Origin of the sequence: Bradyrhizobium sp. (assembly GCF_016219575.1) — a bacterium.
Classification (GTDB): domain Bacteria; phylum Pseudomonadota; class Alphaproteobacteria; order Rhizobiales; family Xanthobacteraceae; genus Bradyrhizobium.
The window spans coordinates 70,006-92,152 of sequence record NZ_JACRMG010000023.1 but is presented as its reverse complement, the minus strand read 5'-3'; the positions used below and the strand labels follow the sequence as shown (position 1 = coordinate 92,152).

Below are 22,147 nucleotides of genomic sequence, written 5' to 3'. Positions count from 1 at the left end.
TACGCATCATCGGAGCAATGCCGACATCCCGGTTTGGCGCGGCCGGAGCGTTTTTTGGCAGATTATGCGCGCCACCCTTTGCGAGTGTGACGTGAATTCGGGGCGCAATCGATTTGATGAACGAGTGTAACGAGCCGGCGCCTCAGCGATCAGCCGGCATTCGAGCGCCGCGACGCATCGCCATGCTGATCTACCAGGGCGTGGCGCCGCTCGATGTTGCCGGGCCGCTCCAGGTATTCGGCGTCTCGAACTTCCTCGCCGGACAGAAGCTGTACGACGTCATAACCGTCGCGCCCACGCCGGGCCCGGTGCCGACGCCGCTTGGATTTTCGTTCATGCCGGCATGCGCGATGTCGGAGCTGCCGCTCCCGGTGGACACGCTGCTGGTCTCGGGCGGCGGCGGGCCGGATTCGGGAACGTCGCCGGAAATTCTGGACTGGTTGCGCCACGCATCGGCGCAGGCACGCCGCTTCGGCTCGGTCTGCACCGGCGCGTTCGCGCTTGGCGCAGCGGGCCTGCTCGACGGCAAGCGGGTAGCGACGCACTGGGCGTTCGGCGCGGAGCTCGCCCGGCGCAACCCGACGGCGCGGGTGGAGATCGACCCGGTCTTCGTGCGCGACGGCAATACCTACAGCTCGGGCGGCATCTCCGCCGGCATCGACCTCGCCTTGTCGCTGCTGGAGGAAGACCACGGCCGCGACTTCGCGCTCAGGGTTGCGCGCTATCTCGTGCTGTTCCTGAAACGCTCGGGCGGCCAGGCGCAATTCTCGACGCAGCTGATGGCCCAATTCTCCACGGTGCCGGCGATCCAGAAAGTCCAGCAATGGTGCAATGAAAACCTCGACGCGGATCTTCGTGTCGCAACGCTGGCGCGGCACGCTGCGATGAGCGAACGCAGTTTCATCCGCACGTTTCGCGAAGACACCGGCACGACGCCGGCCGAATTCGTGCAACAGGCGCGGCTGCAGGCGGCGCGCCAGCTGCTCGAGGAGACGGAGCTGCCGCCGAAGACCATCGCCCAGCGCTGCGGCTTCGGGTCCCCGGGGGTGATGCGGCGCGTGTTCTCACGGGAGCTCGGCGTATCGCCGGCAGAATACCGGGCCAGGTTCTGCGTGCAGCCCCCGGCGCAGGAAGGCGCGCAAGCCGGCCTTTGACGCCGGGCGATCGGAGAGGCGTTTTTCACGAACATTTTGCCGCTTCGCCATTGAAGTCGCCCGAATATCCTGCAACGTCGCGAGCATCGCCCGCGCCCCGCTCCACCTGCCGAGACAAGCATGCCTTCCGTGTTCGAGACCGCTCCCGCTGCTGCCGCCATTCCCATTACCTTCGCCAGCAAGGCGAATTGGGAGTCGATCAGGGGCGCGTTGCCGGCCGAAGCAAGGCAATTCGCCGAGGCGAACGGCTTTGCGGCCAAGCCCGGCAAATGCCTGATCCTGCCGGCGGCAAATGGTGCGATCGCGCAGGTGATTTTCGGGATCGAAGAGGAGAGCGCGAAATCGCGCGACCCGTTCCGTGCCGGTGCGCTGCCGGGGCTGCTGCCGGCCGGCACCTACCGCTTCGACAATGCGCCGCATGACGCGAGACTAGCTGCGCTTGCCTTCGCGCTCGGCAGCTACCGCTTTGCCCGCTACCGCAAGGTGGACGGCCCCGAGGTCCGGCTGGTGCCGCCCGACGGGGTGGACGCCGCAGAACTGGCGCGAATGGCCGACGCTGCGTTCCTTGCCCGCGATCTCATCAATACGCCGTCGAACGACATGGGACCGATGGAACTGGAGACCGCGGCGCGCGACGTGGCAAAACGCTTCGGCGCGAAATTCGGCTGCATCGAGGGCCACGAACTGAAGCAGAATTTTCCGCTCATCCACGCCGTCGGCATGGCCTCGACGCGCTCGCCGCGGCTGATCGATTTCACCTGGGGCGATGCCGCGCATCCCAAGGTGACGCTGGTCGGCAAGGGCGTCTGCTTCGATACCGGCGGACTGGACCTGAAACCGTCGAGCGGCATGCTGCTCATGAAGAAGGACATGGGCGGGGCCGCCAACGTGCTGGCGCTGGCGCAGATGGTGATGGACGCAAAACTGAAGGTGCGTTTGCGCGTGCTGATCCCGGCGGTGGAGAACGCGGTCGCCGGCAACGCCTTCCGTCCGCTTGACGTCTTCAAGTCGCGCAAGGGTCTTACGGTCGAGATCGGCAACACCGATGCGGAGGGCCGGCTGGTCCTCGCCGATGCGCTGGCGCTGGCGGACGAGGAGAAGCCGGAACTGCTGGTCGATCTCGGCACGCTCACCGGCGCGGCGCGGGTTGCGCTGGGGCCGGATCTGCCGCCCTTCTACACCGGCGACGAGACGCTCGCCGCCGACGTCGCACGACTGGCGCGGCAGGAGAACGATCCCCTGTGGCGCATGCCGCTGTGGCCAGCCTACGATTCATGGCTGGACTCCAAAGTCGCTGACATTACCAACGCGCCGTCGGGCACCTTTGCCGGCTCGATCACCTGCGCGCTGTTCCTGCAGCGCTTCGTCGAAACGGCGAAGAGCTGGCTGCATGTCGATATCTACGGCTGGACGCCGTCGGCAAAGCCCGGCCGCCCCGAGGGCGGCGAGTGCCAGGCCGCGCGCGCGATCTACAAGCTGTTGAGCGAACGCTATGGATGACCCGCGCCTGACGCCGGCGCGGCCGGAAGTCGCCGCGAAGTATCTCGAAGGCAAGGTCAGGGCTGCGCGCTTTGTCGAGGGCGAGGTGTTCGAGGTCATCGAAGCCATCGCACCCGTGCGCCGCGCGCCTGCCGCCGATGCCGAGCAGATGACGCAGGCGCTGAAGGGCGAGCGTGTCACCATCTATGACCGCAACGGCGAAGGCTGGGCGTGGGGCCAGCTTGGCAGCGACGGCTATGTCGGCTGGCTGCCGGACATCGCACTGGCAAAGCCCGGCGCGCCGCCGACGCACAAGGTCACCGCGCTGACGACTCTGGTCTTCCCCGGCCCCTCGATCAAGCTGCCGCCGCTCGGGTCGCTGCCGATGGGCGCCCGCGTCAGCATCGCGCGCGAGGACGCAACCTTCGCGGTGACGCCCGAGGGCCATCATCTGCCGCGGCAGCATCTTGGCTTGCTCGATGCGCGGGCACCGGATTTCGTTGCTGTCGCCGAGCGCTTCGTCGGCGCGCCCTATCTCTGGGGCGGCAAGAGCGCGTTCGGCATCGACTGCTCGGGCCTGGTGCAGATGTCGCTGGCGTCGGCCGGCACCGGCTGTCCGCGCGACAGCGACATGCAGTGCAGCGGGCTCGGTCGCGAACTGAGTGCCGCAGAGTCGAAGCATCTGCAGCGCGGCGACCTGATCTTCTGGAAGGGCCATGTCGCCATCGTGCGCGACGCCGAGACCATCGTGCACGCCAATGCGCATCACATGGCCACCGTGATCGAGAACACGAAGGACGCCATCGTGCGGATCAAGACGGCGGGCAGCGAGATTGTGGCAATCAAGCGGCTGTAAGCAAAAAGTGCGAAAACAACCCCATGCAAAGTAGGATCGCGGTAGAATCGTAGGATGGGTAGAGCGCAGCGAAACCCATCAACTTCGTCTCCGCGGGGTGAGCATGATGGGTTTCGCTGCGCTCTACCCATCCTACAAACTACGTCGCCACCGTGCCTGCGGGCGCGGCCTCGATGCGGAAGGCGGCCGCGAACAGGGCGCGGGTGTAGTCACTCCTAGGGTTCTTGAACAACTCCGCCGCGGGGCCCTCCTCCACCACCTTGCCGTGGCGCATCACGATCAAATGGCTCGCCAGCGAGGCAACCACGCGCAGATCGTGCGAAATGAACATGTAGGTGAGGTCGCGCTTGCGCTGCAACTCGCGCAGGAGATCGACCATCTGGGCCTGGAACAGCATGTCGAGCGCGCTGGTCGGCTCGTCCAGCACGACGAAATTCGGCTCCAGCACCGCCGCGCGCGCGATCGAGATGCGCTGGCGCTGGCCGCCGGAGAATTCGTGGGGATAGCGGATGCGCAATTGCGGATCGAGGCCGACATCCTGCATCGCCTTGACGACGCGGGCGTCGCGCTCTTCCTCCGAGAGCGCGCGTTGGTGCACGGTCAGCCCCTCGGCGATGATGTCGCCGACCGACATGCGCGGGCTGAGCGAGCCGAACGGGTCCTGGAATACGATCTGCATTTCCCGGCGCAGCGGCAGCATCTCCTTGAAGCGTAGGCCCTGGATGTCCTTTCCGAGAAAGACAATGGGCCCGTTGGAGGAGATCAGGCGCAACAGCGCCAGCCCCAGCGTGGTCTTGCCCGAGCCGGACTCACCGACCACGCCGAGCGTCTCGCCCTTGCGCACCGCGAGGCTGACGCCGTCGACGGCCTTGATGTGGCCGACGGTGGAGCGCAGGAAGCCGCGCTTGATCGGGAACCAGACCTTCAGATCCTCGGCCTTCATCACGACCGGCGCAGTCGGACGCGGCGGTGCCGGATCGGGTTTCGGTTCGGCCGCCAGCAGGTCGCGCGTGTAGGGATGCTTCGGCGCGGTGAAGACCTGCTCGACCGGACCCTGCTCGACGATCTTGCCGCCGTTCATGACGCAAACGGTGTCGGCGATGCGGCGGACGATGCCGAGATCGTGGGTGATGAACAACAGGCTCATGCCGAGCCGCCGCCGGATATCGGCGAGCAGCGCCAGGATTTGCGCCTGCACGGTGACGTCGAGCGCGGTGGTCGGCTCGTCGGCGATCAGGAGATCGGGCTCGTTGGCCAGCGCCATCGCGATCATCACGCGCTGGCGCTGCCCGCCGGAGAGCTGATGCGGATAGCTGCCCAGCCGCGTCTCCGGATCGGGTATGCCGACCTGCGTCAGCAGCTCCAGCGTGCGGGCGCGCGCCATCGAGCCGCCGATGCCCTGATGCAGCGACAGGATCTCGCCGATCTGCGCCTCGATGGTGTGGAGCGGATTGAGCGAGGTCATCGGCTCCTGGAAAATAATCGAGATGTCGTTGCCGCGGATCTCGCGCATCTCGCGATCGCCGGCGCCCAGGAGTTCGCGGCCATTGAAATGGATGGTGCCGGAGGGATGCGAGGCCGAGGGATAGGGCAGCAGCTTCAGGATCGACAACGCGCTCACCGACTTGCCGGAGCCGGATTCGCCGACCAGGGCGACGCACTGCCCGCGCTTTATCGAGAACGACACATGATCGACGGCGAGCGTCTTGCCGAACGCCACCGAGAGGTCGCGGACATCGAGCAGGGGCTGGTTGATGGCGTCCATCAGGATAGGTCCTGCACGATACGAAAAACACTGGCGGGGTCCGGCAGGAGCGAGCGAAACCCTTCAGGGAGCTTGAGCCGGGAGTCAGCAGAAATGACGGTACGGCAACCCGTCCGAATGGCAGTCACGACGTGAATGGCATCCGGAAGCTTGGGCATCTGCGCATTTCTTCGATAATCGGCGGTCTCGACGAGCACTTCGCGGCTGATTGGCTGCAGATCGAAAGTGCGGCTCCAAATGAGCAAGTCGAGATACAGCCGTCGCTGCACTGTGGTCGCCCTGGGCAAGACCTCCGCAAGCGTCAGTTCGCTCGTCACGCCGACACCGCGCTTTGTGCGGAACAATTCAAAGAGACGCTGAAGCGGTCCTGCGACTTCCGGGCTCCCTTCAATTGCATAGATGAATACATTTGCATCGAGATAAACGCGAGAATCAGTCATCCCACGCGTCTCGCTGACGGCGCAACTCCGCATCGATCTCTTCAGCCGAACGGAACGGCGGCCTGCGGGCCGCGAATATCTCTTCGAGGGTCATGGCTTTTTCAGGTCGCGCGTCCTCTTGCACGATCGTTACCGTGACCGTGGAAGATGGATCGACCCCTGCCCGCAGATCCTCGGGAAGCTTCGACGCCGGATAGTGTTCCTTGACAATCTTGTTCATCGTTCGCCTCTGGCGGCCAACATTAGCACGAATTCACCGGAACGTCTTGCGCGGATCGAAGGCGTCGCGCACGGCTTCGCCGATGAAGATCAGGAGCGACAGCATGATCGCCACCGCAAAGAAGCCGGTGAAGCCGAGCCACGGCGCCTGCACGTTGGCCTTACCCTGCGACAGCAGCTCGCCGAGCGAGGGCGAGCCGGGCGGCAGGCCGAAACCGAGGAAGTCGAGCGCGGTGAGCGTCATCACCGAGGAAGATACGATGAAAGGCAGGAACGTCATGGTCGCCACCATCGCATTCGGCAGCAGGTGGCGGAACATGATCACGGGATTGGAGACACCGAGCGCGCGCGCGGCCTGGATGTATTCGAAATTGCGCCCGCGCAGGAATTCCGCACGCACGAGGCCGACCAGCGAAACCCAGGAGAACAGCAGCAGGATGCCCAGCAGCACGAAGAAGCCGGGCACCAGCACTGAAGAGAGAATCAGGAGCAGATAGAGATAGGGGATCGAGCTCCAGATCTCGATGAAGCGCTGGAACAAGAGATCGATCCAGCCGCCGAAATAGCCCTGCACGCCTCCTGCGATGATACCGATGATGGAGGAGAAGATCGTGAGCGTGAGACCGAACAGCACCGAGATGCGGAAGCCGTAGATCAGGCGCGCCACCACGTCGCGGCCCTGGTCGTCGGTGCCGAGCCAGTTGTATTCGAGGTCGCGGCAGCTCTTCAGCCCCTTCTTCTCCACCACCTCCTTGCACTGCGCTTCGGTCAGCATCCAGGTCGGCGGCGACGGAGCCGGCGTCGGCAGATCGAGATTGTGGGTGGCGTAGGAGTAGCGGACCAACGGCCAGACGACCCAGCCGCGCTTTTCCGCGATCAGCTTCTGCAGATAGGGATCGCGGTAGTCGGCCGCGGTCTCGAAATCGCCGCCGAAGGTGGTTTCGGAATAGCTGACGAAGGCCGGCCAGTAGAGATGCCCGTCATACTTGATCAGGAAGGGACGGTCGTTGGCGATCAGCTCGGCAAACAGCGAGGTCAGGAACAGCGCCAGGAACACCCACAGCGACCAGTATCCCCTGCGGTTGGCCTTGAAATTATGCCAGCGGCGGCGGTTGAGCGGCGACAGCGCAAGACGATGCCGCGTCACGGGTGCGACAGCGCCGGGCGGCGACTGCGTCGAGGTTTCCACCGGCTGCGGCGCTAGCATCGTCATCAGACCTCCCGCGCCTCGAAATCGATCCGTGGATCGATCCACATGTAGGTGAGGTCGGAAATCAGGCCCACCACGAGGCCGACGAGGGAGAAGATGAAGAGATTGCCGAACACGACCGGATAGTCGCGATTGAGCACGCTTTCGAAGCTGAGCAGGCCGAGCCCGTCGAGCGAGAAGATGGTTTCGATCAGGAGCGAGCCGGAGAAGAAGGCGTGGATGAAGGCGCCGGGAAAGCCCGCGATCACGATCAGCATGGCGTTACGGAAGACGTGGCCATAGAGCACCTGGCGCTCGGTGCAGCCCTTGGCGCGCGCCGTCATCACATACTGCTTCCTGATCTCGTCGAGGAACGAGTTCTTGGTCAGCAGCGTCATGGTGGCGAAGGCGCCCAGCCCCATCGCGATCAACGGCAGCGTGATGTGCCAGAAATAATCGATGATCTTCCAGTACCAGGGGAAGTTCGACCAGCCGTCGGAAGTGAGCCCCCGCAGCGGGAACCAGTTGAAGAACGAGCCGCCGGCAAACAGGATGATGAGCAGGATCGCGAACAGGAAGCCCGGGATCGCAAAGCCGACGATGATCACCGCCGAGGTCCAGGTGTCGAAGCGCGATCCGTCGGCGACTGCCTTGCGCACGCCGAGCGGGATCGAGATCAGATAGGTCAGCACCGTCAGCCAGAGCCCGAGCGAGATCGAGACCGGCAGCTTCTCCTTGATGAGCTGGATCACGCTGACGTCCCGGAAATAGCTCTTGCCGAAATCGAAGCGGGCGTAGTTCCACACCATCAACGCAAACCGCTCGGGCGCGGGCTTGTCGAAGCCGAACTGCTTTTCCAGGTTCTTGACGAAATCAGGATCGAGGCCCTGCGCACCGCGATATTTCGAGTTGACCGCATCGGCCGAAGCGCCCGCCTGCGGCGTGCGGCCGGCAAAGTCGCCGCTGGAAGAGCCCGAGATGCGCGATGAGCCGCCGGTGTCGGCGCCGGAGAGCTGCGCGAGCACGCGCTCGACCGGCCTGCCCGGCGCGAACTGCACCACGACGAAGGCGACGAACAGAATTCCGAGCAGGGTCGGAAACATCAGGAGGACGCGGCGGGCGATATAGGCTGCCATGGACTATTTCGCCTGCTCGAGTTTGGCGGCCTTGGTGGCGTCATGCCACCACAGGATCCGCTCGCCGACGCCGGTGTAGCGCGGAAGTCTTGGCGGGTGACTGAAGATATCCCAATAGGCCAGCCGGTGGCTGGTGTTGTACCACTGCGGCACCCAGTAGCGGCCGGCACGGAACACGCGGTCGAGCGCACGGCAGGCGTAGGTGAGGTCACTGCGCGATTCCGCAGCCATGGCCTTCTCCACCAACGCGTCGATCGCCGGATTGGCGACGCCGGCGAGATTGTAGGAACCCTTGGTCGCGGCCGACTGCGACGTGAAATAGGCGCGCAGGCCGTCCCCCGGCGTCGGCGACATCGTCAGCCGCTGCACGGTGATGTCGAAATCGAATGACTCGACCCGCGCCCTGAATTGCACGGCATCGACGACACGCAGGCTCGCCTCGATTCCGAGCGTTCCGAGATTCTTGATGAACGAACCGTGATGCGGCTGAAACGACGGTTCGTCGATGATGAACTCGATCGCGAAGACCTCGCCGTTGGGAAGAACGCGCTTGTTGTCCTTGATGGTCAGACCCGCTGCCGTCAGCAGTTGCTGCGACTTGCGCAGAAGGGTGCGGTCCTGGCCCGAACCGTCGGAAGCCGGCGGTACGTAAGGCTCGCCGAACACCTCGTCCGGCACCTGACCGCGGAACGGCTCCAGCAGCTTCAGCTCCTCCGGCGAAGGCTTGCCTTCCGCCACCAGGTCCGAGTTCTGGAATGGCGAGCGGGTGCGCGCATAGGCGCCGTACATGATGGTCTTGTTGGTCCACTCGAAATCGAACGCGTTGATCAGCGCCTCGCGCACCCGCGGATCCCTGAACTTCTCGCGGCGGGTATTGATGAACCAGCCCTGACCGCCGGACGGCGTCTCGTCAGGCACCAGCTCCTGCTTGACCCGGCCTTCCTTCAGCGCCGGGAAGTCGTAACGCGTGGCCCAGATACGGGCGGTGAACTCCTCCCGGTACAAATAGGTCCGGGCGGCGAACCCTTCGAAGGCAACGTCGCGGTCGCGATAGAATTCGTAGCGGATGGTATCGTAGTTGTAGTGGCCGCGACAGACCGGGAGGTCGGCGCCCCACCAGTCCTTGACCCGCTCGAACTCGATGTAGCGGTTGACCTCGAACCTGCCCACCTTGTAGGGGCCGGAGCCCAGCGGCGTGTCGAGCGTGGATTCATCGAACGCACGGGCCTCGTAATATTTCTTCGAGAAGATCGGCAGTCCGGCGACATACAGCGGCACGTCGCGCGCGCGCTTCTCGGCGAAGGTAACTGCGACGGTCGCATCATCCAGCGCCTCGGCGCCCTTGACGTCGCGCATCTGCACCTGGATCAGCGGATGGCCCTTCGCCTTGAGCGTGTTGATGGACCAGGCGACGTCATGCGCCGTGATCTTCGAACCGTCGTGGAACTTCGCCTCCGGGCGCAGCGTGAAGCGGTAGGTCAGCTTGTCCGGCGAAATCCGCACCGACTTCGCTGCAAGGCCGTACATCGCATCCGGCTCGTCGCCGGCCCGCGCCATCAACACTGTAAAGGTGAGGTCCATGCCCTGGGCGCCCTCGCCCTTCAGGATGAACGAATTGAGCGAGTTGAAGGTCTGGAAGGATTGGTTATAGGCCCGCGACGAGGCAATGCTGGAGAACATCCCGCCCTTGGGCGCAGCGATATTGACGTAGTCGAAATTCCTGAAGTCGGCGGGATATTTGAGATCGCCGAACGCCGAGATGCCGTGCACCTCGGTGCCCGCGGCCTCATCCGCGGCAGCGGCCGGCGGCAGCCGCAGCGCGGCGAGCGCGCCGGCACTGGCCCCGAGGAAGTGCCGGCGAGAGAAGGCCGCCATGCGCAAGAAATCCTTCACGAGCGCTTGCCGATCCGGGAAGCCTTCTCGGCGTCGTACCACCACAGCGACGGCAGGCCCGAGCGCGCGTATTTCGGCAGGCCCGCGTTGGAGAAGCGGTCCCAGCGCGCATAGCGCGCAAATCCATAAGTGAATTGCGGCACCAGGTAATGGTTCCAGAGCAGCACGCGATCGAGCGCCCGCGTCGTCGCCACCAGGGTCTCGCGATCCCTGGCGAAGATCACCTTCTCGATCAGCGCGTCGATCGCCGGATTCTTGATGCCGATCAGGTTGCGCGAGCCGGGCGCGTCGGCCGCCTGCGACCCCCAGAACTCGCGCTGCTCGTTGCCGGGCGACAGCGACTCGCCCCAGCTGCCGATGGTGACGTCGTAGTCGAAGCTGCGCATGCGGTTCTCGTATTGTGCATCGTCGACGATACGAATCGAGGCGGTGACGCCGATGCGCTCCAGCGAGGGCTTGTAGAACAGCGCGATGCGCTCGGAGGAAGGGCTTTCGACGAGAATCTCGACCGTCACCGGCCGGCCGGCCCCATCCACGAGCTTGCGGTCCTTGACCTCGAAGCCGGCTTCCTTCAGCAGCTTCGTCGCCTCGCGCAGATTGCTGCGGACATTCTCGGGGTTGCCGCCGACCGGATTGGCAAAGGGCGTGGTGAAGACTTCCGGCGGCACCTTATCCTTCACCGTTTCGAGGATCTGCAGTTCCAGCCCCTGCGGCACGCCGGAACAGGCGAGCTCGGTGCCCTCGAAGTAGCTGTTGATGCGCTTGTACTGTCCGTAGAACAGCTGCTTGTTCATCTCCTCGAAATCGTAGGCATAGTTGAAAGCCCGGCGCAGCCGCGCGTCCCTGAACTGCTCGCGCCGCAGGTTGAACACGAAGCCCTGCATGCGGCCGGAATCGTTGATCGGAAACTCTTCCCTCACCACGCGCTTGTCGACGACCGCAGGAAATTCGTAGGCCGTGGCCCATTGCTTGGCGGAATTTTCCGCGATCCAGTCGGCCTGGTCGGCCTTGAAGGCCTCCAGCGCCACGAGGTTGTCGCGGAAGAACTCGAAGCGCATCTCGTCGAAATTGTTCTGCCCGACGCGCACGGGCAGGCTGGCGCCCCAATAATCCTTGACGCGCTCCAGAACGATCGTGCGGGCGGCAACGAACTCCTTGATGCGGTAGGGACCGGAGCCGAGCGGCTTCTCCAGCGTGGTCGTGGAGATGTCGCGCTTGCGGCCCTGCTCGTCGGTGCCTTCCCACCAGTGTTTCGGCAGTACCGGAATTTCGCCGACGATGGTGGGCAATTCGCGGTTGCCGGGCCCGTCAAAGGTGAACTTGATGTCGCGGTCGCCGGTTTTCTCGGATTTGACGACGTGGCGATAATAGGCGCCGTAGAACGGGCTCAGCTTCTTCAACGTTTCAAGCGAGAAGATCACGTCCTCGGGCGTGACGGGCTTGCCGTCATGCCAGCGCGCTTCCTTGCGCAGCCGGTAGATCACCCAGGAGAAATCGTCGGGGTGCGCTGCTGCTTCCGCCAGCAGGCCGTATTCGCTGACGACCTCGTCCTGCGACTTCGCCATCAATGTTTCGTATATCTGCGTCGCCGCCGGCGCGAGCGAACCCTTGATGCCGGCGACCGCGATGTTGAAATTGTCGAACGTGCCGATCGAGATCAGCCGCACCGTGCCGCCCTTCGGCGCGTCGGGATTGACGTAATCGAAACGCTTGAAGTCGGCGGGATACTTGACGTCGCCGAACAGCGACAGCGCGTGACGCCAGGCCGGCTCGGCGGCGCCTTGCGCATTGGCGGTGTCGATGAAGGGAAGGCGCGAGAGCGCCGGGGCCATGGCGGCGACGGCGGCGCTGGTCAGAAGGTGTCGTCGGGAAATTGCCAAAACGAGAATTCCTGTTGTGAGCGATGGACGAGCAGTTTCGACGTCCCCCAAGGTCCTCAGGCCCCGATCATTGAGAACCCATTATACGGCAAGGATTCGGCCGATTATGTTGCTTTTTCCTCATCTTGCCAGCCTGCTCTCGAGGCGGCTGCGGCGAAACGCCCCGATAACAAGCACGCGATCCCCTGAAACCAAAACGGCCAGGCATTGCCTGGCCGTTCGAAACTCATGTCTGACGCCGGCAAACCTACTTCGAGGCGGTCGGCAGCGGCACCGGCTTGTCAGACAGCGTGCGCAGGTAGGCGATCACGTCGGCGCGCTCGCTGTCCTTCTGGATGCCGGCAAAGCCCATCGCGGTGCCCGGGACGAAGCCCTTCGGGTTGGCGAGGAACTTGTTGAGATCGTCATAGGTCCACTCGCCGCCCTTGGCCTTCAGCGCCGCGGAGAAGTTGAAGCCACCCTTGCCCTCACCCTTCTTCTCGCCGAGCACGTTGTAGAGGTTCGGACCGACGCGGTTCGGACCGCCCTTCTCGAAGGTGTGGCAGGCGGCGCACTTCTTGGCGGCGGCGGTGCCCTTCTCGACGGAGGCGGTCTGCAACAGCTTCTCGATCGGCTCGGACGGCGCGGCGGCAGCGGCTGCGCCACCCTTGGATTCTTCCTTGACGGCGATCTCGAAGCCCGGCTTCTCCAGCGGCTTCGGCGTGAACACCGCTTGGGCGGCAAAGCTCGTCACCAGCACCAGGATGCAGGTCGCCAGGATGGCGCCGAGGATTTTATTGAGTTCGAAGGAGTCCATAGTGGATCAGGCTCCAGGCCGGAAGGTCACGTAAGGCCGGAACGGCCCGCGGGAAGGAAATAGCCTCAGGAATCAGGCTTTCGCGCCGCACCCTCAGCAGGGTTTCAGATATCGGTTTGCCCCGCCTATGGCAACCCGGTAAAACGCGCCAGCTTTCACCCGATCCCCCACTATTTCCGGCCGGTTTTTCCGCTGCCCGGGAGCCCCTTATTCAATGCCCGAAAACCGCGTTTTGGTGCTGATTCCGGCCCGCATGGCGGCCACCCGCCTGCCCGGCAAGCCGCTGCTCGACATCGGCGGCTTGCCGATGATCGTCCATGTGCTGCGCCGGGCGGAGGCCGCCAAAATCGGCCGGGTGGCGGTGGCGACCGACACGCCCGAAATAGCTGAAGTCGTGCGGGCCGCCGGCGGCGAAGCGGTCATGACCCGCGCCGACCACCCTTCCGGCTCCGACCGCATCTTCGAGGCTGCGACCATCCTCGATCCCCGCGGCAAGGCCGAGATTGTGGTCAATCTGCAGGGCGACTTTCCGACCATCACGCCGGAGACGATCCGCGCCGCGCTGCCCCCGCTCGACGATGCGGCGGTCGATATCTCGACACTGGCCGCGCAGATCCACACCGCGGAAGAGGACCAGGCTCCGAGCGTGGTGAAGGCGGTCGGCTCGTCGATCTCGCCGCGGCGGCTGCGTGCGCTGTATTTCACCCGCGCCACGGCGCCTTACGGCGACGGGCCGCGCTATCACCATATCGGGCTCTACGCCTATCGGCGGGCCGCGCTGAAACGGTTCGTCTCCCTGCCGCCCTCGCCGCTGGAGATGCAGGAGAAGCTGGAGCAGCTCCGGGCGCTGGAGGCGGGCATGCGGATCGACATCACCATCGTGGACACGGTTCCTCGCGGGGTGGATACGCCCGCCGACCTCGAAACTGCCCGCCAGATCCTTTCAAAAGCCTAGACGGCTGTTACAAGGCACCATGACCAAAAAGCTGAAAATCGCATTCCAGGGCGAGCCGGGGGCCAATTCCCATATCGCCATCGTCGAGGCCTATCCGGGCGCCGAGCCCCTGCCCTGCGCCACCTTCGAGGACGCGCTGGGCGCGATCTCCGGCGGCGAGGCCGACCTCGGCATGATCCCGATCGAGAACTCGGTCGCCGGCCGGGTTGCCGACATCCATCATCTGCTGCCGGCCTCGGGCCTCTACATCGTCGGCGAGTTCTTCCTGCCGATCCGCCATCAATTGATGGCGCTGAAGGGTGTGAAGCTGTCCGACATCAAGACGGTGGAAAGCCACGTCCACGCGCTCGGCCAGTGCCGGCGCATCATCCGCAAGCTTGGCATCAGGCCGATCGTCGCCGCCGACACTGCCGGCAGCGCCCGCGACGTATCCGAGCGCAAGGACAGAAGCGTCGCCGCGATTGCCTCGCGCCTGGCGGCTGAGATCTACGGCCTCGAAATTCTGGCCGAAGACGTCGAGGACGAGGCGCACAACACCACGCGCTTCGTGATGCTGGCGCGCGAGCCGAACTGGGCCAGGCAGGGTTCCGGCCCGCTGGTCACCAGTTTCGTCTTCCGCGTGCGCAATTTGCCGGCCGCGCTCTACAAGGCGCTGGGCGGCTTTGCCACCAACGGCGTCAACATGACCAAGCTGGAAAGCTACATGGTCGACGGCAATTTCTTCGCCACGCAGTTCTACGCCGACGTCGACGGCCATCCCGACGACCGCGGGCTGGCCTTTGCGCTGGAGGAGCTGAAATTCTTCTCCCGCGAACTGCGCATCGTTGGCGTCTATCCCGCCCACCCCTTCCGCGCGACGTTCAGCGAGAAGGCGGAGTGAGCTGCTTCTTACCCTCGCCCCTTGTGGGAGAGGGTCGCTTCGCGGAACGCGAAGCGGGGTGAGGGGTCTGTGTCCACAGAGTGACCTCTCACCGAAGCGCTGCATTCGCGGATAGAGACCCCTCATCCGTCGCGCATCTGTCGATGCGCGCCACCTTCTCCCACAAGGGAAATGTTCTACGCCGCCGCCTTCTTCGCCCGCCTAAATGCATCGGCCAGCAGGCTGTACGACTTCTTCCGCGCTTCGTGGTCGTACACCGCGGTGATCACCATCAGCTCGTCCGCCTCGCTCGCCGTGATCATCGGCTGCAGCTTCGCCAGCACCGTGGCGGGACTGCCGACGAACAGGCGCGAGCGGTTGCGGGCGATCGAGGCGCGCTCGGCGTCGCTGTAGGGATAGGCGAGCGCCTCCTCGACGCTCGGCAGCGGCAGATACTGGCCGCGGTCGCGGCGCAGGCGGTTGAGGTCCATCGAGGTCGCGAGTTGTTCGGCTTCCGCATCGGTTTCGGCGCAAACCGCGGCGACGGCGAGAATGGCGTGCGGCGTTTGCCGCCAGCCCGACGGCTTGAAGCGCCGGCGGTAGTGGGTCAGCGCCTCGATCGCGTCATAGGTCGCAAAATGATGCGCGAACGCGAAGCCCATGCCGACCTGGGCGGCGAGCTCGGAACTGTAGTCGGAGGAGCCGAGCAGCCAGATCGGCGGCAGCGGCGTGTCGTCGGGCATCGCCACCACGTTGTTGTAGGGGTGGCCGGGCGGAAAATCGCGCGTCTCCCACAGCGTCAATTCGTGCAGGCGCTCGAGGAAATCGTCGCCCTCGCGGCGGTCGAGCCGGCTGCGCAGCGCGTGGGCGGTGGCGCCGTCGGTGCCCGGCGCGCGGCCGAGGCCGAGATCGATGCGGCCGGGGAACAGCGCCTCCAGCATCTTGAAACGCTCGGCCACCACCAGCGGCGCGTGGTTGGGCAGCATGACGCCGCCGGAACCGACGCGGATGTCTTGCGTCACCGCCGCGATCTGCCCGATCATCAGGTCCGGCGCGGGGCTGGCAACGGAAGCCAGGTTGTGGTGCTCGGCGAGCCAGTAGCGGACATAGCCGAGCCCATCGACATGGCGTGCCAGGTCGATGCTGTTGCGCAGCGCCCTCGCGGGCTTTGTGCCTGTGGTGACGACGGAAAGGTCGAGGACGGAAAGCGGAATCATGGGCGTAAACTAGTGTGCGGGGCGGAGGCGACAAAGGCCCCGATGGCGCAGATCAGGGCCGCGCCCCGAGGCGCTGAGGGTAGACGATCCCCTTGCCAGATGTTGGGACGAAATATGACAAATTTTCTATTTTCACGCATGGCCCAACTCACTTCCCGAATCGACATGACGATAATATATTGGAATTACTATATATTTTATGCTGGTATCGTGTTAAGCAATTCCCAACGTCTGAGATATTGAACCAATATCGTCAAAGTTTTTCGCTGTATTGGGCAACTTCCCAATCCTGATGGGCTGTCTGACCGACCACGTTTGGCTTATTTTAGCGTCCACGCGATAGGCCTGTTGTCCGCATTTTCCGTGAGGTTTTTTGAGCGTCATGTCCGAGTTTGCCATTCCCGCGCCCGATGGGCAGCGCGTTCTGAAATCTCCCAACATCTCCTTCGAGTTCTTTCCGCCCAAGACGGAGGAGATGGAGCGCAGTCTCTGGGACACGATCAACCGGCTGGCGCCGCTTGCCCCCAATTTCGTGTCGGTGACCTATGGCGCCGGGGGATCGACCCGCGAGCGCACCCATTCGACCATCGCCCGCATCCTTGCCGAGACGCGGCTTACGCCCGCCGCGCACCTGACCTGCGTCGGCGCGTCGCGCGGCGAGATCGACGAGATCGTCGACCGCTATCATGACATCGGCGTCCGCCACATCGTGGCGCTGCGGGGCGACCCCGCGACCGGCATCGGCACCGCCTATGTCGGCCATCCCGACGGCTACAAGACCTCGGCCGATCTGGTCGCCGGCATCAAGAAGCGCCATCCCGACATCGAGGTCTCGGTCTCGGCCTATCCGGAGAAGCATCCGGAGGCGCTCGACTTCGACGCCGATATCGACCGGCTGAAGGCCAAGGTGGATGCCGGCGCGGCGCGCGCCATCACCCAGGTGTTCTTCGACAACGATCTCTACTTCCGCTACCTCGACCGCGTTCGCGCCCGGGGCATCGAGATCCCGATCGTGCCCGGCATCATGCCGATGCACAATTTCAAGCAGGCGCGCAATTTCGTCACCCGCGCCGGCACCACCGTGCCGGACTGGCTGGCGGAAAAATTCGAAGGGCTCGACGACGATGCCGAGACGCGGAAGCTGGTGGCTGCCACCGTTGCCGCGGGCCAGGTGCAGAAGCTGGCGAAGCACGGCGTCGACACCTTCCACTTCTACACCATGAACCGCGCCGACCTCGTGCTTGCGATTTGCCATCTGCTCGGCATCCGCCCGAAGAGCGCGGCGAAGGCGGCCTGATCCATGAAAGTACCGGTTTCACCGAAGCGCACCGCCCTGATCGCCGCTGCAAGCGAGCGCATCCTCGTGCTCGACGGCGCCATGGGCACCATGATCCAGGGCCTGCAGTTCGACGAGGCCGCGTTCCGCGGCGCGCGCTTTGCGGATTTTCACCGCGACGTCCGCGGCAACAACGACCTGCTGATCCTCACCCAGCCGAAGGCCATCGAGGATATCCACGCGGAATATCTGCGTGCAGGCGCCGACATCGTCGCCACCAACACTTTCTCCTCGACCTCGATCGCGCAGGCCGATTACGACATGTCGGAGCTGGCCTACGAGCTCAACCGCGACGGCGCGAAGCTCGCCCGTGCCGCGGCGGAGCGCGTGTCCGCCGAGGACGGCAAGCCGCGCTTCGTCGCCGGCGCCATCGGGCCGACCAACCGCACTGCCTCGATCTCGCCCGATGTCGCCAACCCCGGCTATCGCGCGGTCACCTTCGACGATCTGCGCCAGTCCTATGGCGAGCAGATCAAGGGCTTGCTCGACGGCGGCGTCGACCTGCTGCTGGTCGAAACCATCTTCGACACGCTCAACGCCAAGGCGGCGCTTTATGCGATCGCCGAGATCACCGAGGAGCGCGGCATCGACGTGCCGGTGATGGTGTCCGGCACCATCACCGACAAGTCCGGCCGCCTGCTCTCCGGGCAACTGCCCGAGGCGTTCTGGAACTCGGTGCGGCATGCCCGGCCCATCACCATCGGTTTCAACTGCGCGCTCGGCGCCGAAGATTTGCGCGCGCACATCGCCGATATCGGCCGCGTCGCCGACGCCCTCGTTTGTGCCTATCCCAATGCCGGCCTGCCCAACGAGTTCGGCCAGTACGACGAGAGCCCGGACTACATGGCGCGCCTGATCGGCGAGTTCGCTCGTGACGGCCTCGTCAACATCGTCGGCGGCTGCTGCGGCACCACGCCGGACCACATCGCGGCGATTGCCGCCGCCGTCGCCCCGCACAGGCCGCGCACGGTGCCCGCGATCGAGCCGCGGTTGCGGCTCTCGGGCCTCGAGCCCTTCGCGCTGACGCCGGCCATTCCCTTCGTCAATGTCGGCGAGCGCACCAACGTCACGGGCTCGGCGCGATTCCGCAAGCTGATCACCGCCGGCGACTACACCGCCGCCCTCCAGGTCGCGCGCGACCAGGTCGAGAACGGCGCGCAGATCATCGACGTCAACATGGACGAGGGCCTGCTCGATTCGGAAGCGGCGATGGTGACCTTCCTCAACCTCGTCGCCGCCGAGCCCGACATCGCCCGCGTGCCCGTGATGGTCGACTCCTCGAAATTCGCGGTGATCGAGGCCGGACTGAAGTGCCTGCAGGGCAAGCCGGTGGTGAACTCGATCTCGATGAAGGAAGGCGAGAAGAAATTCATCCACGAGGCGAAGATCGCGCGCCGCCACGGCGCGGCTGTCGTGGTGATGGCGTTCGACGAGAAGGGCCAGGCCGACACGTTCGCGCGCAAGACAGAGATCTGCAAGCGCGCCTATGACATCCTGGTCGAGCAGGTCGGCTTCCCGCCGGAAGACATTATCTTCGATCCGAACATCTTCGCCATCGCCACCGGTCTCGAAGAGCACAACAATTACGGCGTCGACTTCATCGAGGCGACGCGCTGGATCCGGCAGAACTTGCCGGGCGCCCATATTTCCGGCGGCGTGTCGAACCTGTCGTTCTCGTTCCGCGGCAACGAGCCGGTGCGCGAGGCCATGCACTCGGTGTTCCTGTATCACGCCATCAAGGCCGGCATGGACATGGGCATCGTCAATGCAGGTCAGATGATCGTCTATGACGACATCGATCCCGAATTGCGCCAGGTGTGCGAGGACGTCATCCTCAACCGCGATGCGGGCGCATCCGAACGGCTGCTGGCGCTGGCGGAGAAATTCCGCGGCAAGCAGACACAGACCAGGGAGGCCGATCTCGCCTGGCGCGAATGGCCGGTCGAGAAGCGGCTCAGCCACGCGCTGGTGCACGGCATCACCGAGTTCATCGAGGAAGACACCGAAGCCGCGCGGCAGACCGCCGACCGGCCGCTCAGCGTGATCGAAGGCCCGCTGATGGCCGGCATGAACATCGTCGGCGACCTCTTCGGCGACGGCAAGATGTTCCTGCCGCAGGTGGTGAAATCGGCGCGGGTGATGAAGCAGGCCGTCGCCTACCTCATGCCGTTCATGGAAGAGGAGAAGGCGCGCAATCTCGCCAATGGCATCACCGGCGGCAGCAACAGCGGCGCCGGCAAGATCGTGCTCGCCACCGTCAAGGGCGACGTCCACGACATCGGCAAGAACATCGTCGGCATCGTGCTCCAGTGCAACAACTTCGAGGTGATCGACCTCGGCGTGATGGTGCCTGCTGCCAAGATCATCGAGACGGCAAAGGCCGAGAAGGCGGATATCATCGGCCTCTCCGGCCTGATCACGCCTTCGCTCGATGAAATGAGCTTCCTCGCCGGCGAGATGGAACGGCAGGGCATGAAGGTGCCGCTGCTGATCGGCGGCGCCACCACCAGCCGCGTGCACACCGCCGTCAAGATCGACCCGAACTACAGGGGCGGGCCGGTGGTGCATGTCAATGATGCCAGCCGCGCGGTCGGCGTTGCCTCCTCGCTGCTGTCGCCCGACAAGCGCGACGCCTTTGCTGCCGACATCCGCACCGAATACGCCAGGATTTCGGCGGCGCATTTCCGGGCACAGGCCGACAAGAAGCGGTTGCGGCTTTCGGCCGCGCGCGCCAATGCCGTGCCGGTCGACTTTGCCAAGGCGCCGCCGAAAAAGCCGACGTTCCTCGGCATCCGCAGCTTTGACGATTATGACCTGGCGGAATTGGCCGAGTACATCGACTGGACGCCATTCTTCCAGACCTGGGAGCTGACCGGCCGCTTCCCGGCGATCCTCAGCGATCCCAAGATCGGCGAAGTCGCGCGCTCGCTCTATGACGATGCGCGCAGGATGCTCGACCTGATCGTCAGGGAGAAATGGTTCAAGGCCCGCGCCACCATCGGCTTCTGGCCTGCGAATGCCGTAGGCGACGACATCGCGCTGTATTCCGATGAGACGCGCAAGGACAAGATTGCGACATTGCACACGCTGCGCCAGCAGCTCGAGAAGCGCGAGGGCCGCTTCAACGCCGCGCTGTCGGACTTCATCGCGCCTGCCGCGAGCGGCGTGCCCGATTACGTCGGCGGCTTCGTGGTCACGGCGGGGATCGGCGAGGATGCGGTGGCCGACCGTTTCAAGAACGCCAATGACGACTACTCCTCGATCCTGTGCAAGGCGCTGGCCGATCGGCTGGCCGAAGCCTTTGCCGAGCGCATGCACCAGCGCGTGCGCAGGGAATTCTGGGGCTATGCTCCCGGCGAGACGCTGGCGCCGGAGGAACTGATCCTGGAGAAATACCAGGGCATCCGCCCCGCGCCCGGCTATCCCGCGCAACCCGACCACACCGAGAAGAAGACGCTGTTCGAGCTGCTCGATGCGGAAAACACCGCCGGCGTGAACCTCACCGAGAGTTTTGCGATGTGGCCGGGCTCGTCGGTGTCGGGGCTCTACTTCAGCAATCCCGAGAGCTTCTATTTCGGCGTCGGCAAGATCGAGCGCGACCAGGTCGAGGACTATGCCGCGCGCAAGGGCATGACGGTAGCCGAGGCCGAACGCTGGCTGGCGCCGGTCCTCAACTACATCCCGGCGCAGGACCAGTCCGCCCCCGGCCGCGCCGTGAAGGAAGCGATGCCGACGCAGGCCCCGGCCGCGGTGCCTGCCAACGATGTCGCTTCCCACCCGCCCGGCTGTACCTGCGCCGTGCATCTGGCCTGGCGCAAGAAGGCCGTCGGAGCGGGGTAGCGCCATCTTCCTTCCCTTCTCCCCTTGTGGGAGAAGGTGGCTCGCATCGCCAGATGCGAGCCGGATGAGGGGTCTGCATCCGCGGAGAGAACCCCTCACCCGGCACGAATTCGCTATGCTCATTCGTGCCGCCCTCTCCCACACAAGGGGAGAGGGCGAAAGAGGAAGCCCCCCATGAAATTCTTTTCCTTCTGGCGATCGCTGGCGAGCTTCCGGGTGCGCATCGCGCTCAATCTGAAGAACGTGCCGGCCGAGGTCACCTTCGTCGATCTCGACGCGGACGCCCATCGCAGCGACGAGTATCGCCGCCTCAATCCGCAGATGGCGCTGCCGGCGCTGGTGGAGGACGACGGCACCGTGCTGTTCCAGTCGCTGGCGATCCTCGAATATCTCGAGGAGAAATATCCCGCCCCGCCGATCCTTCCCTCCGACGCCAAGGGCCGCGCGCGGGTACGCGCGCTGGCGCTGATGGTGGCCTGCGAGGGCCATCCGCTGCTGGTGCCGCGGGTGCGGCGCTATCTCGACCGCGAGCTCAACCTGCGCGACGAGCAGCAGACCGCCTGGCGGCGGCACTGGACCATCGAGACGCTCACCGCACTGGAAGGTCATCTCGCCGGCAGCACGGCGACCTCCAAATTCTGCCATGGCGATACGCCGACCATGGCCGACATCTGCATGGTCGGCCATTGCACGGTGGCTATCACGCAGCATATCAGCCTCGACCGCTGGCCGACGGTGAAGCGCGTCTTCGAGACCGCGATGGCGCTGCCGGAATTTGCCAAAGCGCATCCGGTGGCCCAGCCGGATACGCCGGAAGCCATGCGGCCGAAGAAGGGATAATCTCCCGCGTCCATGACGCGGGACGGTGCGGAGCCATCACGTCTTGCAGTCGGGCTCCCTGGTCGTGCAGACGTATTTCTTGGTCGCGCATTCGGACCAGCAATAGGTCTTTCCACCGTCGGTGGCATTGGCGCCGATGTCCCTGCCCGTGGCCGCAGCCTCCAGCGCTTCGTCGGAAACTTCGCAGGCCAGCACATCCTCGTCGGCCCGGTCGAGATCGGCGGATTGCTCGTCGTTCATGGCATTCCCCCCGTTTTCCTGGCTGAAGCCTATAACAACCCGAGCGGGAATTC

General features: G+C 64.7%; 18 protein-coding genes. 8 read left to right on the top strand and 10 right to left on the bottom strand.

Annotated elements, in window-relative coordinates; genetic code table 11:
* The first annotated feature begins 182 nt into the window (after positions 1–182).
* The 3 genes from HZB49_RS18775 (at position 183) to HZB49_RS18765 (ending at position 3,489) form a co-directional block, all read left to right on the top strand.
* Positions 183–1,154, top strand: a complete 972-nt coding sequence (locus HZB49_RS18775) for a GlxA family transcriptional regulator (RefSeq protein ID WP_291614058.1) — start codon at positions 183–185, stop codon at positions 1,152–1,154.
* Positions 1,155–1,274: 120 nt separating this feature from the next.
* Complete coding sequence (locus HZB49_RS18770) at positions 1,275–2,654, top strand: leucyl aminopeptidase family protein (protein WP_291614057.1); 1,380 nt, start codon at positions 1,275–1,277, stop codon at positions 2,652–2,654.
* Positions 2,647–3,489: an NlpC/P60 family protein gene (locus HZB49_RS18765; RefSeq protein ID WP_291614055.1), complete on the top strand. Its 843-nt coding sequence runs from the start codon at positions 2,647–2,649 to the stop codon at positions 3,487–3,489. The genes HZB49_RS18770 and HZB49_RS18765 overlap by 8 nt, the downstream gene beginning before the upstream one ends.
* A 139-nt stretch (positions 3,490–3,628) precedes the next feature.
* On the opposite strand, the gene HZB49_RS18760 is transcribed toward HZB49_RS18765, so the two are convergent.
* The 8 genes from HZB49_RS18760 to HZB49_RS18725 all read right to left on the bottom strand — a co-directional run bounded on the left by HZB49_RS18760 (position 3,629) and on the right by HZB49_RS18725 (position 12,807).
* Complete coding sequence (locus HZB49_RS18760; RefSeq protein ID WP_291614053.1) at positions 3,629–5,254, bottom strand: ABC transporter ATP-binding protein; 1,626 nt, start codon at positions 5,252–5,254, stop codon at positions 3,629–3,631.
* Positions 5,254–5,694, bottom strand: a complete 441-nt coding sequence (locus HZB49_RS18755; protein WP_291614051.1) for a PIN domain-containing protein — start codon at positions 5,692–5,694, stop codon at positions 5,254–5,256. The genes HZB49_RS18760 and HZB49_RS18755 overlap by 1 nt, the downstream gene beginning before the upstream one ends.
* Positions 5,687–5,914: a hypothetical protein gene (locus HZB49_RS18750; protein WP_291614049.1), complete on the bottom strand. Its 228-nt coding sequence runs from the start codon at positions 5,912–5,914 to the stop codon at positions 5,687–5,689. The genes HZB49_RS18755 and HZB49_RS18750 overlap by 8 nt, the downstream gene beginning before the upstream one ends.
* A gap of 33 nt (positions 5,915–5,947) precedes the next feature.
* Positions 5,948–7,126, bottom strand: coding sequence for an ABC transporter permease (locus tag HZB49_RS18745; protein ID WP_291614047.1), 1,179 nt, complete (start codon positions 7,124–7,126; stop codon positions 5,948–5,950).
* Positions 7,126–8,238, bottom strand: coding sequence for a microcin C ABC transporter permease YejB (locus HZB49_RS18740; RefSeq protein WP_291614043.1), 1,113 nt, complete (start codon positions 8,236–8,238; stop codon positions 7,126–7,128). The genes HZB49_RS18745 and HZB49_RS18740 overlap by 1 nt, the downstream gene beginning before the upstream one ends.
* Positions 8,239–8,241: 3 nt before the next feature.
* The gene (locus HZB49_RS18735; RefSeq protein ID WP_291614041.1) at positions 8,242–10,113 is read right to left on the bottom strand and encodes an extracellular solute-binding protein; all 1,872 of its coding nucleotides are present in this window, start codon (positions 10,111–10,113) and stop codon (positions 8,242–8,244) included.
* Between the two features lie 14 nt (positions 10,114–10,127).
* Positions 10,128–11,963 (bottom strand): extracellular solute-binding protein, encoded by a 1,836-nt coding sequence (locus HZB49_RS18730; RefSeq protein WP_291614506.1) that lies wholly within the window; start codon positions 11,961–11,963, stop codon positions 10,128–10,130.
* Between the two features lie 295 nt (positions 11,964–12,258).
* Complete coding sequence (locus tag HZB49_RS18725; protein WP_291614039.1) at positions 12,259–12,807, bottom strand: c-type cytochrome; 549 nt, start codon at positions 12,805–12,807, stop codon at positions 12,259–12,261.
* Between the two features lie 214 nt (positions 12,808–13,021).
* Here HZB49_RS18725 and HZB49_RS18720 point away from each other — a divergent pair, with 214 nt between their 5' ends.
* Positions 13,022–13,762 carry a 3-deoxy-manno-octulosonate cytidylyltransferase gene (locus HZB49_RS18720; RefSeq protein ID WP_291614037.1) on the top strand — a complete coding sequence of 247 codons (741 nt, stop codon included), beginning with the start codon at positions 13,022–13,024 and terminating at the stop codon, positions 13,760–13,762.
* Positions 13,763–13,781: 19 nt separating this feature from the next.
* A complete protein-coding gene (locus tag HZB49_RS18715; protein WP_291614035.1) occupies positions 13,782–14,642 on the top strand; it encodes a prephenate dehydratase in 861 nt (286 codons plus the stop codon).
* Between the two features lie 176 nt (positions 14,643–14,818).
* Here the strand turns inward: HZB49_RS18715 and HZB49_RS18710 are convergent, their stop codons facing one another.
* Positions 14,819–15,838, bottom strand: a complete 1,020-nt coding sequence (locus HZB49_RS18710) for an LLM class flavin-dependent oxidoreductase (RefSeq protein ID WP_291614032.1) — start codon at positions 15,836–15,838, stop codon at positions 14,819–14,821.
* Between the two features lie 382 nt (positions 15,839–16,220).
* Between HZB49_RS18710 and metF the strand changes: the two genes are divergently transcribed.
* The 3 genes from metF to maiA all read left to right on the top strand — a co-directional run bounded on the left by metF (position 16,221) and on the right by maiA (position 21,854).
* A complete protein-coding gene (metF, locus tag HZB49_RS18705) occupies positions 16,221–17,135 on the top strand; it encodes a methylenetetrahydrofolate reductase [NAD(P)H] (RefSeq protein ID WP_291614030.1) in 915 nt (304 codons plus the stop codon).
* Between the two features lie 3 nt (positions 17,136–17,138).
* Positions 17,139–21,014: a methionine synthase gene (metH, locus tag HZB49_RS18700; RefSeq protein ID WP_291614028.1), complete on the top strand. Its 3,876-nt coding sequence runs from the start codon at positions 17,139–17,141 to the stop codon at positions 21,012–21,014.
* Positions 21,015–21,188: 174 nt separating this feature from the next.
* Entirely contained in the window at positions 21,189–21,854 is a 666-nt protein-coding gene (maiA, locus tag HZB49_RS18695; RefSeq protein ID WP_291614025.1) for a maleylacetoacetate isomerase, read from the top strand.
* A 36-nt stretch (positions 21,855–21,890) separates the two neighbouring features.
* On the opposite strand, the gene HZB49_RS18690 is transcribed toward maiA, so the two are convergent.
* Complete coding sequence (locus HZB49_RS18690) at positions 21,891–22,094, bottom strand: hypothetical protein (protein ID WP_291614023.1); 204 nt, start codon at positions 22,092–22,094, stop codon at positions 21,891–21,893.
* Positions 22,095–22,147 lie beyond the last annotated feature (53 nt).

Bases quoted from the DNA above. Each gene is read 5' to 3' on its own strand.
- HZB49_RS18730 (WP_291614506.1), bottom strand. From the start codon at position 11,963: ATGGCCCCGGCGCTCTCGCGCCTTCCCTTCATCGACACCGCCAATGCG.
- metF (WP_291614030.1), top strand. From the start codon at position 16,221: ATGTCCGAGTTTGCCATTCCCGCGCCCGATGGGCAGCGCGTTCTGAAA.
- HZB49_RS18720 (WP_291614037.1), top strand. From the start codon at position 13,022: ATGCCCGAAAACCGCGTTTTGGTGCTGATTCCGGCCCGCATGGCGGCC.
- HZB49_RS18735 (WP_291614041.1), bottom strand. From the start codon at position 10,113: ATGGCGGCCTTCTCTCGCCGGCACTTCCTCGGGGCCAGTGCCGGCGCG.
- HZB49_RS18775 (WP_291614058.1), top strand. From the start codon at position 183: ATGCTGATCTACCAGGGCGTGGCGCCGCTCGATGTTGCCGGGCCGCTC.
- HZB49_RS18745 (WP_291614047.1), bottom strand. From the start codon at position 7,126: ATGACGATGCTAGCGCCGCAGCCGGTGGAAACCTCGACGCAGTCGCCG.
- maiA (WP_291614025.1), top strand. From the start codon at position 21,189: ATGAAATTCTTTTCCTTCTGGCGATCGCTGGCGAGCTTCCGGGTGCGC.
- HZB49_RS18755 (WP_291614051.1), bottom strand. From the start codon at position 5,694: ATGACTGATTCTCGCGTTTATCTCGATGCAAATGTATTCATCTATGCA.
- HZB49_RS18710 (WP_291614032.1), bottom strand. From the start codon at position 15,838: ATGATTCCGCTTTCCGTCCTCGACCTTTCCGTCGTCACCACAGGCACA.
- HZB49_RS18715 (WP_291614035.1), top strand. From the start codon at position 13,782: ATGACCAAAAAGCTGAAAATCGCATTCCAGGGCGAGCCGGGGGCCAAT.
- HZB49_RS18725 (WP_291614039.1), bottom strand. From the start codon at position 12,807: ATGGACTCCTTCGAACTCAATAAAATCCTCGGCGCCATCCTGGCGACC.
- HZB49_RS18690 (WP_291614023.1), bottom strand. From the start codon at position 22,094: ATGAACGACGAGCAATCCGCCGATCTCGACCGGGCCGACGAGGATGTG.
- HZB49_RS18770 (WP_291614057.1), top strand. From the start codon at position 1,275: ATGCCTTCCGTGTTCGAGACCGCTCCCGCTGCTGCCGCCATTCCCATT.
- HZB49_RS18765 (WP_291614055.1), top strand. From the start codon at position 2,647: ATGGATGACCCGCGCCTGACGCCGGCGCGGCCGGAAGTCGCCGCGAAG.
- HZB49_RS18760 (WP_291614053.1), bottom strand. From the start codon at position 5,254: ATGGACGCCATCAACCAGCCCCTGCTCGATGTCCGCGACCTCTCGGTG.
- HZB49_RS18750 (WP_291614049.1), bottom strand. From the start codon at position 5,914: ATGAACAAGATTGTCAAGGAACACTATCCGGCGTCGAAGCTTCCCGAG.
- metH (WP_291614028.1), top strand. From the start codon at position 17,139: ATGAAAGTACCGGTTTCACCGAAGCGCACCGCCCTGATCGCCGCTGCA.
- HZB49_RS18740 (WP_291614043.1), bottom strand. From the start codon at position 8,238: ATGGCAGCCTATATCGCCCGCCGCGTCCTCCTGATGTTTCCGACCCTG.